At 67.6% G+C, this 18079-nt stretch carries 17 protein-coding genes; 6 read left to right on the top strand and 11 right to left on the bottom strand.

Features of this window, described 5'->3' with window-relative positions; translation table 11 throughout:
- Positions 1-51: 51 nt before the first annotated feature.
- Positions 52-648 (top strand): TetR/AcrR family transcriptional regulator, encoded by a 597-nt coding sequence (locus C8K36_RS08110; RefSeq protein ID WP_107983965.1) that lies wholly within the window; start codon positions 52-54, stop codon positions 646-648.
- Positions 649-651: 3 nt separating this feature from the next.
- On the opposite strand, the gene C8K36_RS08105 is transcribed toward C8K36_RS08110, so the two are convergent.
- Positions 652-1578, bottom strand: coding sequence for an alpha/beta hydrolase (locus tag C8K36_RS08105; RefSeq protein WP_107983964.1), 927 nt, complete (start codon positions 1576-1578; stop codon positions 652-654).
- A 20-nt stretch (positions 1579-1598) separates the two neighbouring features.
- The gene (locus tag C8K36_RS08100) at positions 1599-2534 is read right to left on the bottom strand and encodes an SDR family NAD(P)-dependent oxidoreductase (RefSeq protein ID WP_107983963.1); all 936 of its coding nucleotides are present in this window, start codon (positions 2532-2534) and stop codon (positions 1599-1601) included.
- Positions 2535-2810: 276 nt separating this feature from the next.
- Between C8K36_RS08100 and C8K36_RS08095 the strand changes: the two genes are divergently transcribed.
- Positions 2811-4745, top strand: coding sequence for a flavin-containing monooxygenase (locus C8K36_RS08095; protein ID WP_107983962.1), 1935 nt, complete (start codon positions 2811-2813; stop codon positions 4743-4745).
- Positions 4746-4908: 163 nt separating this feature from the next.
- Positions 4909-5853, top strand: a complete 945-nt coding sequence (locus C8K36_RS08090; RefSeq protein ID WP_258195320.1) for an alpha/beta hydrolase — start codon at positions 4909-4911, stop codon at positions 5851-5853.
- A 76-nt stretch (positions 5854-5929) separates the two neighbouring features.
- Here C8K36_RS08090 and C8K36_RS08085 read toward each other — a convergent pair whose 3' ends face one another.
- Positions 5930-6874: a hypothetical protein gene (locus tag C8K36_RS08085; protein ID WP_107983961.1), complete on the bottom strand. Its 945-nt coding sequence runs from the start codon at positions 6872-6874 to the stop codon at positions 5930-5932.
- A gap of 368 nt (positions 6875-7242) precedes the next feature.
- Between C8K36_RS08085 and C8K36_RS08075 the strand changes: the two genes are divergently transcribed.
- Together C8K36_RS08075 and C8K36_RS08070 are read left to right on the top strand one after the other, a co-directional pair.
- The gene (locus C8K36_RS08075; RefSeq protein WP_107983959.1) at positions 7243-7551 is read left to right on the top strand and encodes a hypothetical protein; all 309 of its coding nucleotides are present in this window, start codon (positions 7243-7245) and stop codon (positions 7549-7551) included.
- A complete protein-coding gene (locus C8K36_RS08070) occupies positions 7544-7858 on the top strand; it encodes a transcriptional regulator (protein ID WP_219909995.1) in 315 nt (104 codons plus the stop codon). The genes C8K36_RS08075 and C8K36_RS08070 overlap by 8 nt, the downstream gene beginning before the upstream one ends.
- Positions 7859-7863: 5 nt before the next feature.
- Here the strand turns inward: C8K36_RS08070 and C8K36_RS08065 are convergent, their stop codons facing one another.
- On the bottom strand, positions 7864-8451 hold the full coding sequence (locus C8K36_RS08065; protein WP_107983958.1) for a hypothetical protein: 588 nt from the start codon (positions 8449-8451) through the stop codon (positions 7864-7866).
- 67 nt (positions 8452-8518) lie between these two features.
- Between C8K36_RS08065 and C8K36_RS08060 the strand changes: the two genes are divergently transcribed.
- Positions 8519-9940: a cellulase family glycosylhydrolase gene (locus C8K36_RS08060; RefSeq protein ID WP_107983957.1), complete on the top strand. Its 1422-nt coding sequence runs from the start codon at positions 8519-8521 to the stop codon at positions 9938-9940.
- Positions 9941-9943: 3 nt separating this feature from the next.
- On the opposite strand, the gene C8K36_RS08055 is transcribed toward C8K36_RS08060, so the two are convergent.
- The 7 genes from C8K36_RS08055 to C8K36_RS08025 form a co-directional block, all read right to left on the bottom strand.
- On the bottom strand, positions 9944-11128 hold the full coding sequence (locus C8K36_RS08055) for a CaiB/BaiF CoA transferase family protein (protein WP_107983956.1): 1185 nt from the start codon (positions 11126-11128) through the stop codon (positions 9944-9946).
- Positions 11125-12807: an oxalyl-CoA decarboxylase gene (gene oxc / locus C8K36_RS08050; protein WP_107983955.1), complete on the bottom strand. Its 1683-nt coding sequence runs from the start codon at positions 12805-12807 to the stop codon at positions 11125-11127. The genes C8K36_RS08055 and oxc overlap by 4 nt, the downstream gene beginning before the upstream one ends.
- 140 nt (positions 12808-12947) lie before the next feature.
- On the bottom strand, positions 12948-14417 hold the full coding sequence (locus C8K36_RS08045) for an FAD-dependent oxidoreductase (protein WP_107983954.1): 1470 nt from the start codon (positions 14415-14417) through the stop codon (positions 12948-12950).
- Positions 14418-14508: 91 nt separating this feature from the next.
- On the bottom strand, positions 14509-14925 hold the full coding sequence (locus C8K36_RS08040; RefSeq protein WP_107983953.1) for a carboxymuconolactone decarboxylase family protein: 417 nt from the start codon (positions 14923-14925) through the stop codon (positions 14509-14511).
- Positions 14922-15821: an NAD(P)-dependent oxidoreductase gene (locus C8K36_RS08035; RefSeq protein WP_107983952.1), complete on the bottom strand. Its 900-nt coding sequence runs from the start codon at positions 15819-15821 to the stop codon at positions 14922-14924. Before C8K36_RS08035 ends, C8K36_RS08040 begins: the two co-directional genes overlap by 4 nt.
- Positions 15818-16567, bottom strand: a complete 750-nt coding sequence (locus C8K36_RS08030; protein WP_107983951.1) for an SDR family oxidoreductase — start codon at positions 16565-16567, stop codon at positions 15818-15820. The genes C8K36_RS08035 and C8K36_RS08030 overlap by 4 nt, the downstream gene beginning before the upstream one ends.
- 27 nt (positions 16568-16594) lie before the next feature.
- Positions 16595-18067 (bottom strand): aldehyde dehydrogenase, encoded by a 1473-nt coding sequence (locus tag C8K36_RS08025; RefSeq protein WP_107983950.1) that lies wholly within the window; start codon positions 18065-18067, stop codon positions 16595-16597.
- Between the last annotated feature and the right edge of the window lie 12 nt (positions 18068-18079).

Below are 18079 nucleotides of genomic sequence, written 5' to 3'. Positions count from 1 at the left end.
CGAGTGTAAGGGCGGTCACAGACAAACGTGCGCGGATACTAGACTGCGAGTATGGAAACCGAACCCGGCGAGAAGCTGTCACTGCGCGCGTTGCAGAAGCAGAGGAGCCGGGAGCACCTGATGGACGCCGCGGCGCGTCTGATCGGGGAGCGGGGCTTCCGCGAGACGACGATCGACGACATCGCCAAGGCGGCCGGTGCGAGCAGGGCCACCGTGTACTCGTACTTTCCGAGTAAGGATGCAATCGTCCAGGCCGTCGTCGTGACGATGTGGGATCGGGCCGAGGTCACGTACGTGAACTTCGGTCGGCTCCCGGATTGGTCGCGTGCCACGATCCGAGCCTGGGTGACGAGCGTGGTCGAGATGTGGGAGGCCAGCCGCGACAAGCTGCGTGTTCAGGCCGCGGGCCTGGTTCGCTACGACGAGTTCTATCTCGACTACCACCATCGCTTCGTCGACGCGCTCACCGCGAACGACGAACTGTGGGGGCGTTTCGACGCGGCGGAGGCCGAGCGGCGCGCGCTGCTGCTGATCAGCGGGCTCGAGCTGTTCCTGAACACGTGGATGGTGCGCGGGTGGCGTGCCGACCGCGCGGGCGCGATCGACACGATCACCGACGTCTGGTGCGCCGCACTGCGGTCGGAGTAATCCTCAGCAGTACGTGAACTTGGCCCGCATGAGACCTCCGATCTCGGCCAGCGCGATACGCGCTCGTGCGTGCAGATCGGCGTGCATCAGGAAGCCGTGCGCCACACCGGGATACCGCAGCACTGCAGTCTGGACACCGGCATCGCGCAGGCGATGCGCGTAGTCCTCGGCGCCGTCCCGACTCGGATCGTGCGATGCCGTGACGACGATCGCCGCCGGCAACCCCGACAGATCGTCCGCCAGGCTCGGCACGCCGTACGGGTGGTCCCGGCTCGGGTCGTCGCCGAGATACAGGTTCTTCGTCCACGCGAAGTCGCCGGCCGTGATGATCGGGCCGTCCGCGAACTCGAGCACCGACGGCTTGGTGTCGTCGCGGTCGATACCCGCGTAGATGTGCAACTGGAACACCAGTGGCACACCGCCCTGGTCGCGGGTCTGCAGCGTCACGCCGGCCGCGAGGGTCGCGCCGGCGCTGTCCCCGGCGACGGCGATCCGCTCGCGATCGATGCCGAGGTCGGCGGAATTGGCGTCCACCCACTGCGTCGCGAAGTACGCCTCGTCGGTCGCCACCGGGTATGGATGTTCGGGGGCGAGACGATAGTCGACGCTCACCACCACCGCACCGGACGCCTCGGCCAGGAGGCGGGCGAGTCGGTCGAACGTGTCGATGCTGCCGATCACCAGGCCGCCGCCGTGGAAGTAGACGATCGCGGGGAGATCGCGCGCGTCGACGGGGCGGTAGATCCGCAGGCGCACCGGGCCGTGCGGGCCGTCGACGACGCGGTCCTGTACGTGGTGCATATCCGGTCCGGGGCGTTGCGGAACCGCCTCGAAGGCTGCGCGGGCGGCGTGCACTCCCGCCACGTGCATGGGGACCCAGTCCGCGCGGGTGCCGAGGTAGGCGGCGACATCGGGGTCGAGTTCGAGCATGTTCGGTGTCCTCTCGGGATTCAGGCCGTGACCTTGCCGTCGACGTCGGGCGCGACCCGGATGGCGTCCCAGTCCGCGCGGGTCTGCGGGCTCATTCGGGATACGAACGAATCGAGCTGGGCCCACAGCGATTTGGACACGGTCATGTCGCCGGGTGCCATCACCTGGTCGATCAGGCCCGACCAGGTCTCGGGCGAGTGGTCGTCGGTCAGTGCGCCCGGCGTTTCGGCCTGCACGACGCGGGAGACCAGTCCGCCGCCCACCGTGAACACCTCGCCGGTGAGGGTGGTGTCGGCGTGCAGGAGGTACGCGGCGAACGCCGCGACCGCCTCGGGCGGGAAGTGCACCTGCATGAATTCGCCGAATCCGGGCTGTTCGATTCCGGCGGTGGAGCGGGTCCACGCGGCTGGAAGGATCGCGTTGGAACGCACGCCGATTCGCTTGCCGAGGATCGCCTGCGTCCGGGTGAGCGAGAGGATCGCACCCTTGGCGGCGGCGTAGCCCGGCATCGCTGGGGCGCCGAAACTCCCGTTCGACGAGATGTTGAGGATCCGGCCGCTCCCGGTGGCGGAGAGATGCGGCCACGCGGCCTCGGTGATCCGGTTGGCGCCGCGCAAGTGCACGTCGACGAGGGTATCGAAGTCGCCGCCGGCGCCGGCGTTGTTGATGACGACGTCGAGGCGGCCGAAGGCGTCGATCGCGTTCTGCACGATGCGCTCGGCCTCGGTGAGCACATCGCCGGTCACCCCGACCGCGGTGCCGCCGTCGGCCTCGATCAGGTGGACAGCCTCGTCGGTTCCGGGAACAGTGGCTCCGCCTGCCCAGTCTCGGCCGAGGTCGTTGACCACCACCGAACATCCGCGGCTGGCCAGCAGGCGGGCGTACGTCAGGCCCAGTCCGAATGTGGACACCCCGGTGATGAGGGCGACTTGCCCGTCGAAACGTAGTGGATCCATGGCCGGCAACGCCTTTCGTCGGGGTGGCGCGCAAAGGTGTGCGTCGCGCGTCCGGTGCAGCGGGGACGAGTCGGACGGTAGCTCACGGAAGCAGTCTCCGGTAGACGTTTGAGCAAACAACTAGACTGAGAGTCTGCTAAATGGGATATCGGTATGGACAGGCTCGGTTTGGTCGCCTACTGTCCCGGAACACATCGCCGTGCACCGGATGCGCGAGCTTCATCGGCACTTTCCCGACTCCCGGCCTCGGAATGCCGGGCCTGCAAGGAGATTCCTATGACTTCCAGTACCGCTGTCCCGCTGATCGATGGCGACGATCGGTCTCGGGTGGACCCCGACCTGCTGGTCAACCATCTTCGACGAGCCGATCCGGGCGTCCTGCTGGCCGTCCTCGCGCAGGTCACCGGGGACACCGGCGTCCTCGACCGCTACGCCGACGCGATCTCACACGTCCCGGACGCGCCCGAAATGGCGGGCGTCGCCGATTCCGACACCGTCGACGCGATCGTCGGCGAACTCGCCGCGGCGCTCGCCGCGGACGAGCAGGTCGCAGGCCTCGCGCCGGACGATTCGGACCTGTTCGCGCGACTCGTTCCGCTGGCGCTGGGCGTAGTGCTCGGTGACGAGTTCCTGCCGATGCTGGCCGAGCAGGGTGGCTTCCACCCCGCGCAGCCCGTCCTTCCCCGTACGACGCCGCTCCCGGCCACCCTCGATCTGGCCATCGTCGGAGGTGGTCTTGCGGGCATCGCAGCCGCGCTCACGGCTGCGCGCGAGGGGATTTCGTACGAGCTCCTCGAGCGTAACGACGATCTCGGCGGCACCTGGCTCATCCAGAACTATCCGGGCGTCGGTGTCGACACCCCGTCGTCGTACTACTCGCTTTCCTCCGAGCTGAACCCCGATTGGACCAGTTACTACCCCAAGGGTGGTGAGTACGAGGACTACCTGCGTGACGTCGCCGACAGACACGGGATCCGGGAGCACACCCGGTTCGGCACCGAGGTCGAGTCGCTCGTCTGGGACGAAAAGGCATACCGCTGGAATGTCCACACGCGGTCTACGGACGGCACTAGATCGGTGACGCATGCCGCGGCCGTGATCACCGCGCTGGGCTACCTCAACCGCCCGCAGTTTCCCCGGGTCGAGGGCCGAGAGTCCTTCGCCGGGATCAGCGTCCACTCGGGTGAGTGGGACCCGGCGCTCGACCTCACCGGCAAGCGGGTCGCGGTGATCGGCGCCGGATGCACCTCGGCGCAGATCGTCGACTCGATAGCCGGCGACGTCGCGCACCTGACGCTGTTCCAGCGTCAGCCGCATTGGGTGGCGCCACGCAAGCGGGACAGTGACGACGTTCCCGAGTACCACCGGTGGCTCTCGCGGCACGTGCCGTTTTACGCGAACTGGCTGCGTCTCAAGGCGTTCTGGGGATCGGCGGACAGCGCCTACCCGGTGGTGATCGTGGACCCCGAGTGGGCGTCGACGCACCTGTCGATCTCGCGTGCCAACGACATGCTGCTGCAGGACTGCCTCGCCTACATCGACCGGACGTTCGGTGCCGGATCCGAACTGGCCGCGAAGGTAACACCGGACTTCGCGCCGTTCGGTAAGCGCATCATCCGAGATCCCGGCGGCTACTACCCGGCGCTCGCGCGCGAGCACGTCGACGTCCTGGTCGCGGAGCCCGCCCGTATCGTCCCGGAGGGCATCGTCACCCCGGACGGCGATCTGGTCGAGGTGGACGTCATCGTGTACGCCACCGGGTTCCATCTGGACTTTCTGTCCACCATGGACATTCGCGGACGCGACGGCCGCACCCTGGTCGACGAGTGGTCCGGCAACCCGAGGGCGTACCGCGGTGGCACCGTCCCGGGCTTCCCGAACCTGTTCATCACGTCGGCGCCCAACACCAATCCGAGCCACGGCGCCGGCAACAACTTCGGCATCGAGGTGGCCGTGCACTACATCGTCGAGTGCCTGCACCTGCTCGCCGAACGCGGCGCCCGCACGCTCGAACCGACCCGGGAGGCCTACGACGCGTACATCGCCGACATCGACCGGGCGATGGAGGACACCGTGTGGCGGCACACCCCGAACGCACACACCTACTACCGCAACGGCAGCGGACGGGTGATCGTCGCCAGCCCGTGGCGACTGGTCGACGTGTGGCAGCAGCACCGGACGCCGATCGAGGAGCACTTCGTTCTTCGATAGTCCCCGTGAGCCGGGTGGGTTCCGCACGCCAGCGCTGCCGCCCGGCCGTCCCGCTCGGTGGGCGCACCGGTTCCGCGTCGCGATGTCCGTTCTTACCCTGGATCATGTCGAACTGCAGCGTCATCGCTCAGTATGTGCCGTTCCGAGACACCAGGAGCCTGCGTTGATCGATCGCATCCACCCCGAGCTTCGTACGCTGATCCCGGCGCTCCCTCAGGTGGACATCGCCGAACCGGTCGCCTTCCGCGAGCGGCAGCGGATTCGCGCGCGCGAGCTCGCTGCGGCGGTCGTGCGGCCGCGCGACATGGCCGTTGTCGACCGGCTCGTTGCGGGTCCCGCGGGCGCACCGAATGTGCCCGTCCGCATCTATACCCCCGGCGCGGCGCAGTCGGGGGCAGGTGCGCTGGTGTGGTTCCACGGGGGTGGCTACGTCTTCGGCGAGATCGAGGCGTCCGAGCGCGCCTGCGTCGAGATCGCGGACGTCGTCGGTTGCGTCGTCGTCAGCGTCGAGTATCGGCTGGCGCCCGAGCACCCCTACCCGGCCGGACTCGACGACTGCTTCGCCGCGCTGACGTGGGTAGCGGCGCACGGCGACGAACTGGGCGTGGATCCCGCGCGGCTGGCCGTCGGAGGTATCAGCGCCGGCGCCGGACTCGCGGCGGCCCTCGCGCTCCGGGTGCGCGACGAGGACGGCCCGCGGCTCGCGTACCAGCTGCTGGACAACCCGATGCTCGACGACCGCTTGGAGACGCATTCGGTCCGCGAATTCGTCGATACGCCGCTGTGGACGCACGGGCAGGCAGTCCTCGGATGGGATTTCTACCTCGGGGATCGATCGGCGGAGACACCCCCGTACGCGGCCGCAGCGCGCGCTGTCGACGTCTCGGGACTCCCGCCGGCGTGGATCTCGGCCAACGAACTGGATCCGCTGCGCGACGAGGCCATCGAGTACGCCCTGCGTCTGATGCGAGCGGGTGTCCCCGTCGAGTTGCATCACCGTCCGGGAACCTTCCACGGATCCAACGGATTTCCCGGGGTGCCGGTGTCGGATCGCACGCGTGAGGACATGCATCTCGGCTTGAAAAGGGCTCTCGCGCGCACAATCTGATCTGATTCGATGGCCGGATCTGTCGGCTGCGGCACCGGGGCTCTCTTCCCCGGCACCAGCACGCGAACGCTCGTCGTCAATCGGCGATGAGCGTCCGCGGCGTCCGGGGTCGGTCGGCATCGGCGGGCACCAGTCGGTAGTGCAATCGAACGGCCGTGGCACCCCACATCTTCAGGACATGATCGGTGCGGGCAACCCCCTCGTCGTCGACATAGAGGTGGAACTCCTCATGGACCGGCACGCGGGCGGCGTAGGTGCGTCCTCCGTCGATCACGGTCACGTATGCGCCGTCGTCGCCGAAATCGCCCGGCGGCGACGACAGTGTCATGGAACCGTCCGGCCCGTTGGTCGGGCGGAGGTACACCTGCACGTTGCCCTGCTCGAGCGGGAAGCTGACGTGCACGCTGGGTTGTTCGTGTCCGGGCAACCTGCCGACGCGGTAGTAGCCGCTGAACATGAAGTCGCCGGTTCGTCGGAGGGTGCGAAGCCAGGCGGATCCGGCGTGTGTGCCGTCGGGGCCGACGATCGCAACGATCTCACTGTCCACCCCGTGGGCTACCGCCAGCGAGTCGACCGGCAGCGCAAGTTGTTGTAGCCGTTTGCCGTACATCGACTCGATCAGCGCGCCCGGTCCGGCGAAACCGCGCGACCACTTGGTCCAGGCATCCATCCGCCACGACGACGTGTGCTCGTAGAAGCCGCGGATGGCTGGATGCACGGCTGTCGGATCGAAGCCCGGGCCGGCCAGGGCATCCAGGCTCGGCAACAGTCCGTTCTCGGATCCACCGTTCTCGGATCCACCGTTCTCGGATCCACCGTTCTCAGATTCTCCGTCGCGGATGAGCCCGCCGCCGATGCGTTCCGCCTCGGCGGGAAGCCAACGATCGCCGACGGCGCCGCGAGCCGAGACCGGCGCGGCCAGCCACGCGTGCTCGGCATCGAGATCGATCCGCCTGCCGACGGTGCGCCACCACAAGCGTGTGCCGCGATCGAGTATCGGCCAACTGATATTTCTCCCCATGCACGTGAGGCTCTCATGCTCGGGTGGCCTGACGCGATCATTGACAACCATCACTCTGCACTGCAGAGTGATGCCATGACCGGACAAGGAGCGGACTACTGCCCGATCCCGTCGGTTCTCGCGACGGCGGATGCCACCCGCGCCGGAACTCTGCGCCGCCGAGTCGATTCGACGAATCTGCTGATCCTGGGTGCCGCGGCGTCGGTGATCGGGCTGGGGCAGATGTTCGGCGGTAGCAGTCCGCCGGTGCTCGTGTCCGGGCTTGCGATTCCGATCGCCTTCGTGCTGCTGGCGGTAGTGATGTCCCGGCGCGCTGACCGGATCGGTTTGCGGGGCAGGCGGATCGGGTACACACGGCCGCGGCCGTTGTGTCGGTCGTCGCGATCCCGTGGATCCTCGTCGCCGCGTCCGTCGTCGGCGCTCTGCCACTGCTCGCTGCGGGATTCGGGGTGTTCGGCTGGCGGGAGCGTCGCCAACGCCTGTGGGTGACGGCAGCGGCGGGATCGGTGCTCGGGCTGGTCGTCGCTCCGGAGCCGATCCGTTTGGTGTTGTCCGTCAACATGATCGAAGATCCCGTAGTCACGGGCGTAGTGACGGCGTCGTTCGGGGCAATCGTGTCGGCGATCGGAGTTCTCGGCTATCTCGCCGAGTCGGAGGAGTTGGCGCGGGTTGGATAGCGCTCAACGTCGTGTCGTCGGACTCGACGAAATCGTTCACCAGAAGACGCGACTCGCCATCCTGTCGATGCTCGGTGACGCCGAGGAGGTCAGTTTCGTCTTCATACGAGACGGTCTGGGTCTCACCGACGGCAACCTCGGGCGCCACCTCGACGTCCTGATCGGCGCGGGGTGCATCGAGGTGCACCGGGAGTACACGGGGCGGCGTACCCGATCGTGGATCCGGATCACCGACAGCGGCATCGACAAGTTGCGGGACGAGATCGAGGTGCTTCGGGCACTGCTCGACGTCCTGGACGGCCGCTGAACTGATCAGCGCGCTCCGGCCCTCGCTGGACGTCGTGCGGGGCGGGCCGGCGGAGCCGGCGGAGCCGGCTCTGCGGGCCGCCGCAGACGCCGGTCGAGCAGATGCGCCAGCCCGACCGGCAGGCCGACAACCGCACCCCATAGCGCTGACACGATTGTGCCCAGCAGCACCGCGAGCGCATACGTGCCCAGGCCCTGATGGGTCTCGAAGCTGAGGAACACGACTCGAATCAGGTTGCCGACCACGACGCCGAGGACCGCCGCGAGCAGGCCCACGAGGAATGGCCGCCGCCGGCCGCCGATCAACTGGGCCCACGCCACCGCGACCATCACGAGTGCGGCCACGACATCCACCAACCAGAACGACCACGTCGTGTCACCGAGCGGGTACAGGCGCAACGGGGGGATACCGAACGGCAGGCCGATCGCGCTGGGAATCAGTAACTCCGGGTTGAACGTCAGGATACGGCCGGTGATCGACCAGACGCCGAAGACGATCGACGCGAGGACGAGGGTTGCGGTCGCGGGCCACGGACCCGCGCCGATCCGCTGAATCGATGGCCTTGCCGAAAACGCCCCGGACTGGACAGACATGGCGCAACATTAGCCCAGGAAATAGGACGATCGTCCAGGTTTGCGTACGAAAGTGAATGGTGAAGCGGTGGGGCGTGTGTGGGTGCTGTCGTTGGCGGCCGTCGGGGCACTGGTTCTCGCCGGCGGAATCGGTGCGGCGCTGCGCGCGGACCCGGCGCCGGCCACTGCGTATCTCACCGACGACGCTGGACGATCGCTGATCCTCAACGGGTTCAACACCGCGTCGAGCGCCAAGAGCACGCCGGACGGAATGCCGACGTTCACCGAGGCCGACCTCGACCGTGAGCACACCGACATGGGCACCAACTTCGTGCGGTTCCTCATTTCGTGGCGGTCGGTGGAACCGGCGCCGGGCGTTTACAGCCAGGAGTACTTGGACCGGGTCGCGGAACGTGTCGGCTGGTATGCAGACCGCGGCTACAGCGTCATGCTCGACATGCATCAGGACCTGTACTCGGGCGCGATCACACCGAGCGGGCAGAACGGTAACGGCGCGCCGGCATGGGCGACCTATCTCGACGGTCTTCCCGTGGGCGACAACGACATGTGGGAGATGTACTACCTCGAGCCAGGCGTGATGCGGGCCTTCGACAACTTCTGGAACACCACCGGGGCACACCCCGAACTCACCGACCACTACGCGAACGCGTGGCGCGCGGTTGCCGAACGATTCGCCGACAATTCCGCGGTGGTGGCCTACGATCTGATGAACGAACCGTACGGCGGCACACTGCAGGGCCCCGGGTTCGAGGCGGGGCCCCTGACGGCTCTGTACCAGAAGACGTCCGACGCGATCCGTACCGTCGACCAGGACACGTGGGTGTGCGTCGCGCCCCAGGCGATGGGCACCAACTGGGGTACGCCCAGCGGACTGCGCCCGATCGACGACGCCCGCGACGGCGAGCAGCGGATCGCATACTGCCCGCACATCTATCCGCTGCCGATGGACCTGGGTGGCGGATACACCGGCAGTTCCCGGACTCAGGTGGATGCGACGATCGACGCCTGGCGCGGCAACGTCCTGCGCACTGCGGCAGACCTGGGGAACACGCCGATCATTCTGGGGGAGTTCGGACTCGACACCACGCTGCCCGGGGCCCTGGATTACGTCGAGCGGATCTACGACACCGCCCGCGAGATGGGTGCGGGTGTCTCTTACTGGTCGCGCGATCCGGGCCCGTGGGGCCCCTACGCTGAGGACGGCGCGGAGCGCAACCTCGTTGCGACGCTTGACAAGCCGTATCCGCGGGCAATCGCGGGCGAATTCACGTCCTGGGCTGCGACCGCCGGCCGCCTCGAGTTCTCCTACGTACCGAACCTGTCGATCACGGCGCCCACCGAGATCTACATCCCCGCAAGGACCTTCCCGAACGGCGCGACCGTCGACGGTGCGCGTGTCGCGGACTGGAACCCGGACACCCGCATCCTGACGTTGCGTGCACCGGACGCCCGCCAGGAAGCCACGGTCACCGTGATACCCCGCGGTTGACAATTACGCATCGGGACGGTTTGCGAACTCGCGGCGGATAGCGTCGCCGCAGTCGTCGAGTTCCGGTGAAGGGATGGTGGATCCGAGCGAATCCCACGTGCCGAATTTGAGCGGTGTGCCCGGCACGTCGAAACCTCCGACGTTCTTGATCATTCCGCGTACTGCGATCTGGTCGAGTTTGCGGGTGTCGTCGACGTTGAGCACGATACCGACCGGCACACCGGCCTCGATCAAGCGTCCGCGCCACGCCTCCCCGGTGTCGGTACCCAGCACGTTCTCCATCGCGGTCTTGAGGTCGGCATGATTGGCGCAGCGATCGACGTTCGTGGCGAACCGGCTGTCCGACGGAAGATCGGTGAGCCCCATTGCCCCACACATGAGTTCGAAGAGGTGATCGTTGCCGACGGCAATGGCGATGGGGCGGTCGCTGCAGTTGAACGTGTCGAACGGATACATGAACGGATGCCGGTTGCCCAGGCGCGTCGGGCGAACCCGCGGGCCGAGGGCATCCATCAGGCCGTGCTCCATGAGCGAGAACGTGCTGTCGAGCATCGCGATGTCCACCGTCGTGCCGCGTCCGGTGCGCTCGCGGGCGACGAGCGCGGTGACGATGCCGCAGTAGCCCATGATCCCGGCAGTGATATCCGAGATGGACGTTCCCACCCGGGTCGCCGGTCCGTCCGGCCAACCGGTGGCATCCATGATTCCCGACAGCGCCTGAATCACGGTGTCGTAGGCCGACTCCTGATGCATCGGACCGTACTGGCCGAACCCGGACACCGAACACGCGACCAGTCGTGGATGCTGCGCGACGAGGTCTTCCAGCGCCAGCCCGAGATGCGCCATCACTCCGGGCCGGAAGTTCTCCACCACCACGTCCGCGTGCGCGATCATGTTCCGCACCAGCGCCAAGTCGTCGGCGTCCTTGAGGTTGAGCGCGATGCTCTCCTTCCCGATGTTCGCGAGACGGTAGTACTCGGAACTGCCGTCGTCCGCGAACGGCCCCATCTGCCGGGTGTCGTCGCCGGTCCCGGGCCGCTCGATCTTGATCACCCGTGCACCCGCGTCGGCGAGCATGCGTGTGCACGTCGGACCCGCGAGGACGTGCGTGAAGTCGACGACCGTGATGCCGTCGAGCGCTTGCGGTTTGGTGGGATCGAGATGTCCTCCGGGATCGTGCGCGGTCATGTTTCCTCCTCGTGTGCAGGACGATTGAGCTTCTGCAGATGTCCGCTCTCGGTTCCGACGGCCGGATCGATGACGCAATTGATCAGCGCCGGCTCGGCCGACGAGAGCGCCGAGCGCAGCGCCGCCTCGACCCCGTCCGGTGTCTCGGCGTGATAGCCGACTCCACCGAACGCCTCGATCAGGGTGTCGTACCTGCTCGAGTGCAGCAGCACCGTCGGTGCAGGGTCTGCCGAGTTCGCGTCGACCTCGTCGCCGCGGTAGATTCCGCCGTTGTTGAACACGACCACGACGATCGGTAGCCGATATCTGCAGATCGTCTCGATCTCCATGCCACTGAAACCGAAGGCGCTGTCGCCCTCGATCGCAACGACCGGTTGGCCGGTCTCGACGGCCGCCGCGATCGCGTAACCGAGCCCGACGCCCATCACGCCCCACGTTCCGGTGTCGAGCCGGTGACGCGGGCGGAGGATCGGAATGATGTTGCGCGCGTTGTCCAGTGTGTTGGCGCCCTCGCTCACGATGATCGTGTCGGGGTGCGCGGCGAGAGCGTCACAAACACCACGAAGCGCGGTCGCGAAGTTCATCGGGTGCACGTCGGCGTGCAGTCGCGACTCCATCTTCGCGGCGTTCGACTGCTTCTTCGACACGATCTCGGACAGCCACTCTCGCGACGGCGTGACCGCGCGCGACTCGAGAGCCGCGCGCAGCGCCGATACCGAGGACGTGATGTCCCCGGTCACCGGGGCGGCGATCGGCCGGTTGCTGTCGAACTCCGTGGGGCAGATGTCGAGTTGGACGAATTGTGCATCGGCGGACCATTGTGGCGGGCAGCCGTGTCGGAGCATCCAATTGAGCCGTGCTCCGATCAGCACGACGACGTCGGCGCTGCCGAGGACGAGTGAGCGTGCTGCCGCGGCGGACTGCGGGTGGTCGTCGGGCAACAGCCCCTTCGCCATCGACATCGGGAGGAAGGGGGCGCCGGTCGTCTCGACCAACGCGCGGATCTCGTTGTCGGCGCGGGCGTAGGCGGCACCCTTGCCGAGCACGATCAGCGGACGCTCGGCCCGCGTCAACAGATCTGCCGCCCGCTGAACCGCGTCGGGCGCGGGGATCTGGCGTGGTGCGGGATCGACGATCGCAGGGCGCCGCTCACGCGGCCCCTCGCCGGTGAGCACTCGTGCCGGTAGATCCAGGTACACGCCCCCGGGCCGTCCCGAAACGGCCGCGCGGACAGCACGTGCGACGCCGACGTCGATGAGATCGGGGGAGTCGATGCGGTATGCGGCTTTCGCGAAGGGGCGCGCGGCGGCGAGCTGGTCGAGTTCCTCGTAGTCGCCCTGCCGGAGATCGATGATCGACCGTTCGCTGGATCCACTGATCTGGATCATCGGAAAGCAGTCGGTGGTCGCGTTCGCGAGCGCCACCAGTCCGTTGAGGTAGCCCGGCGCGGAAACCGTGAGGCAGACCCCGGGCCGTCCGGTGAGAAACCCGGCGGCGGCGGCCGCGTGACCGGCGGCCTGCTCGTTGCGGAACCCGAGATAGCGAATGCCCCGGCGTTGCGCAGTTCGCGCGAGATCGGTGATCGGAATCCCGACGACGCCGTAGATCGTTGTGATTCCGTTGTTTTGGAGTGCATCGACGACGAGATCATTCCCGTCGGCGGTCTCGACGTCGGTCATGTACTCATCCCCGGACGGTTGGACTTCACCCCGCGCGGGGCGACGGTCTCCTCCGAGTATGCCCCTCGAGGGGGCTGTGGGTCAGCAGCCGCGGACACGCTGGACCGGTTCGTCCGGCATGTCCGCAGCGTCGGTTCCGGTCAGCCTTTCGCGGCGCTGATGCCCGCTCGACGGCCGTAGAAGCTGCCGTCACCGAGAGACGTGCCCGACGCGTAGCCCCACGCACACACGCCGGCGGTGCAGCGGCCCGCTGCGAACAGTCCGGGGATGGGGTCGCCGGACACGTGCAGGACCTCCGACGCGGTGTTGGTGCGCAGGCCGCCGAGCGTGAAGCCTGCGGTGAAGTTACGCAGATCCAGTGCGGCGATCGGCGACCCGATGGGCTTGACCCACTCCGGCTTCTTGCCGAGGACCGGATCCTGTCCGTTCGCTGCGTGCTTGTTGTAGACCTCGACGGTGGCTTGCAGCGTCCCCTCCGGCAGCCCCATCTCGGACTCGAGTTCCTCGACTGTTTCGGCCACCCACTTGGGCTGGAAGCGGAAGAACGGCGTCGAACTCGGGGTGGTCTTGGCCTCCTCGTACGCGTCCTCGTCGATGATCAGGTACGACTGGTTGTCGTTCTGCAGCAACGTGAGCTGGCCGATGCGGCCCGGGTAGGTGTCCTCGTTGACGTAGCGCTGGCCGCGACCGTTGACCAGGATGCCGCGGACCATCATCTGCGGATCCCCGAAGAACGCGACCTCCGTGGCGTCCATGTGCGCCAGGTCGGCACCGAGCGCCTGCGCCATCCGGATCGACCGGCCGTCGTGCTCCTCGATCGCCGCGCCCGGACGTCCGATGAGCCGCGGCGCGAAGGCCTCGACCATGTCCTTGTTGTAGGCGAAACTGCCGGTGGCCAGCACGACGCCCCTACGGGCCCGGATGACGACGTCCTTGCCGTACTGCTTGGCCTGCACGCCGACCACACGGCCGGTGGCGTCGGTGACGAGAGTCTGTACGCGCATGTCGTACTGGGCCTGCACGCCCAGCTGCTCGGCGGTCTCGACCAGCGGCTTCATGAGCATGTAGCCGCCGCCCTTCTCACCCACCTTCTTGTCCGCCATCTGCGGTACGTGGCCGCGCGGGGCGGGGGTGGCGATCGCGTTGAAGGGCGCCGCGTTCTCGCCGCCCGAGTACATGAGGCCGTCGTCGAACGGCGTCTCCCAGCCGGGCTGACCGTAGAAGCTCTCCTTGAACGGCACACCACACTCGACCAGCCAGTTGTAGTGGTCGACGCTGCCCTCGCAGTACTCGGTGATCTTGGCTTCGTCGGCGCCGGGCCCGAGCGCGGCCATCATGAACGTCTTCATGTTCTCGGGGGTGTCGTCGAACCCGAGCGCCTTCTGCAGCGGCGTGCCGCCGCCCATGTAGATGAACCCGCCGGCCAGGGATGCCGCGCCGCCCCAGCCGCCCGCACGCTCGAGGACGAGGACCTCGGCACCCGCGCGGGCCGCCTCGACCGCGGCACTCACGCCCGCGATGCCGTAACCGGCAATGACGACGTCGGCCTCGTAATCCCAGGTGTCGATGTCTTCGGCTGACAGGGGGCGAACGGGAGTGGCCTCGGACATGGACGTGGATCCTTTCGACGTGCAACAGGTAGAACGTGTTCTATAAATCAGTATTCGCGTAGCGGACGCGTAGCGTGCCCGAATCGCCGGACTACTCGGACGGTTGCTTCTCCGCGGCCCGCGCCGCCTTGCGCCGATCGGCCTTGACGGAGATCAAAGCGTTGTTCAGTCCGGTGCCGAGCGGCCAGCCGACGTAGTGGCAGAGGAAGATCGCAGCCTCCTCCACCTGTTGTTCGGTCAACTCCTCGTTGTGCAGGGCGGCGTTGATCTGGATCTTCGCGACATCGCTCTGACCCTGCGCGGCGATGGCACCGAGGAGCAGCAGACGTCGGTCACGGACGCTGAGTCCGGGCCGGGTCCAGATGTCGGCGAACAGATGGTCGGCGGTGACGGCGAAGAAGTCGCCGGGCACGTCCGACGGCATCTCCCAGCCGTACACCTGGTTCATCATCGCGACACCCCGCTGGCGCCGCTCCGATGCGGCGGCGTCGCCGTTCTCGTGCGTCATACGTTTTCCTTCCGGTGGGTGGACTGGTCGGCGAGAGTTCCCGTGCCGACACCGAGTCCGGGGCCGAGGCCGGTGAGTGCCCGGGTTGCGAGCGGGAGGTCGACGTCGAACCTGCCGCCGAGATCGAGTGCGAGCGTGAGATCCTTCTCGCCGAGATTGCGGACGTGGGAGAGGATCGAGAACCACGGATCCTCCTCTGCGACGGGCTCGGTGGTCTCGCGCAGCATGATCGCGCCGGCGCCTCCGGTGATCGCATCGGTGTGCCGGACCACTTTGCCGAGCTTGCGAATGTCGAGTCCCGCGGCCTCGGCCAGTCGCTGTGCCTCGCAGGCCGCAGTGAACGACACGAAGTGAAGCAGGTTGCGTGCCAGCTTCATCCGCGTCCCGGCGCCCACCGGGCCCGCGTGGATCACGAGTTCGGCGAAGTACCCGAAGGGCTCTCGGACGGCTTCGAACGCGTCGTCGCTGCCGCCGACCATGACGGCCAGACGGCCCTGCTGGGCTCCGGGCGCACCGCCGCTGACGGGCGCGTCGACCAGGTCGACACCCTTGGCCCGGCAGGTTGCGGCCAATTCGGTTGCCGTCACGTCGCTGATCGTCGAGTGGACCGCGATCACGGTGCCGGGCCGGGCGCTCGACAGGATGCCGTCCGGACCGGCAACGACGTCGCGGACCTGGTCGTCGTCGAGCACGGTCACCGAGATCACCGAGGTGCGGTCCGCGACTTCGGCCGGTGTCGACAGCGCCGTGGCACCCGCCTTCGCGAACGGCTCGACAGCCTCGGCGCGCGCGTCGCAGACCACCAGCGTGCCCGGGCGTTCCAGCAGTCGCGTGGCCATGGGTGCGCCCATGTTGCCGAGACCGATGTAGCCGCCCGCGCGGATGGGTTCGCTCACGACCGGATCACCTGACCGCCGTCGACGTTGAAGATCTGCCCCGTGATCCAGCCGGCCTCGTCGGACAGCAGGAACAGGCACATGCCCACCAAGTCGTCGGGAGTACCCATGCGCTGTAGCGGAATCCGCTTGACCATGTCCGCGACTATGTTGCCGGGTGTCACCGTCCGGGTGGCCTCGGTGTCGATCGGCCCGGGAGCTATCGCGTTGATCCGGATGTTGGACCAGCCGAGCTCGAACGCGAGTTGCTGGGTGAGACCGTTGATGCCGACCTTGGCGAGACCGTAGAAGTTGGAGTAAACCCATGCGGCGGTGGACGACTGGTTGACGATCGACCCGCCGCCCGCGCGCATGTGCGGCACCACGGCCCGGCACACGTTGAGCGCGCCGTCCATGTTCACGCTCATGAACTTCTTGTAGTAGTCCCACGGCACCGTCAGCAGCGAGTCGAGCTTCATCCCGCCGTAGATCGCCGCGTTGTTCACGAGGTGGTCGATGCGGCCGAACTTCTCGATCGTGAATGCCGCCAGATCCAGCGCCGAGTCCGGCTCGGCCACATCGACTTCCTTGAATACGGCGGATCCGCCGTCGGAAGTGATCTGCTTGGCGACGGTCTCGCCGAGTTCACGGTTGAGGTCGGCCACCACCACGTCGGCGCCCTCGGTGGCGAGTGCCCGGGCATACCCCTCACCGATGCCCTGCGCGGCGCCCGTGACGATGGCGGTGCGTCCGTCGAAACGTCCCATCTGCTTGTCTCCTGTCGTCGAATTCGGCTAGTCGGTCGCGGGTTCCGCGACGAGCTTGGTCTCCAGGTATTCCTCGAAGCCGGCGACGCCCATCTCGCGTCCGATTCCGGACTGCTTGTAGCCGCCGAACGGGGCATCGGCCGAGTACCAGACGCCGCCGTTGACGGCGAGAGTTCCGGTGCGGACGCCCTCCACGACGTGCCGGACGCGGTCCGGGTCACTGCCCCATACCGATCCGGAGAGGCCGTACGGCGAATCGTTCGCGATGCGGATCGCGTCGTCGTCGCCGTCGTGGGGGAGGATCACCAGCACCGGACCGAAGATCTCCTCTTGCGCCACGCGAGCAGTGTTGTCGAGCCCGGAGATCAGAGTGGGCTCGACGAAGAATCCGCGCTCGTGCTCGGCGGGACGACCGCCGCCCACGACGATCGTTCCGCCCTCTTCGACTGCGAGCTTCAGGTAGTCCTCGACCCGCTCGCGTTGCCGCGCGGAGATCAGGGGGCCGCAGACGGTTCCGCGCCGGTTCGGATCCCCGGGGCGGATCCCGGCCATCGTGCGGGCGGTGGCCTCGACCGCTTCGTCGTAGCGCTCGCGCGGCACCAGTAGGCGCGTGGTGATCGCGCAGCCCTGACCGGCGTGCGTGCACACCGTGAAGGCCGCGATCGCGCACCCCGCGGCGAGATCGGCGTCGTCGAGGACGATGAAGGCCGATTTGCCTCCCAGTTCCAGGAAGACCTTCTTGAGTGACTCCGACGCGGTGGCCATGACGGCCTTCCCCGTCGCGGTGGATCCGGTGAACGAGATCAGGTCGACGCGTGGATCGCGGGCGAGCTGAGCGCCGAGTCGGTGGTCGGTCGAGGTGACGATGTTGATCACGCCGGCCGGAATGTCGGTCTCCTCGGCGATGACCTTGCCGACCAGCGCCGCGCACCACGGGGTGTCCGGCGCCGGCTTGAGGACGACGGTGCTGCCCGCGGCGAGTGCGGGGCCGATCTTCGCGAAGTTGATCTGGTGGGGGAAGTTCCACGGCGTGATCGCACCGACCACGCCGACGGCTTCCCGGAGGACCCGGCGGCGGGTCTTGATGCCCATCGGTGCGGCGACGCCCAGGTCGGTCTCCCACGCGTACGACTCGGCGAGGTCGGCGAAGTAGCCGAGGTCGGCAATCGGCCCCTCGAGTTGCGGGCCGGCCGTGAGCATCGCGGGCGCGCCCACCTCGGCGATCGTGATCTCCCGCAGTTCCTCGATGTGTGACTGCAGGGCGTCGCGCAGTTGCCGCAGGCAGTGCGCGCGGAAGCTGTGGTCGCGCGACCAGGAGGTGTTGTCGAATGCACGTCGGGCCGCGGCGATCGCCGCATCCATGTCGGACGCCGTGCCCTCCGCCGCGTGGCCGATGACCTGCTCGGTGGCGGGATCGATCACCTCGAACACGCCGCCGGCGCCCGGAACGAGCTTCCCGTCGACGAGGAGGGAAGAACTGTCGATAGGTCGAAGCGTCATTGCGCAGAACCT

This window comes from Rhodococcus sp. OK519 (genome assembly GCF_003051005.1).
In the GTDB taxonomy this organism is placed as follows: domain Bacteria; phylum Actinomycetota; class Actinomycetes; order Mycobacteriales; family Mycobacteriaceae; genus Prescottella.
This window is presented reverse-complemented; position numbering and strand designations above follow the sequence as displayed.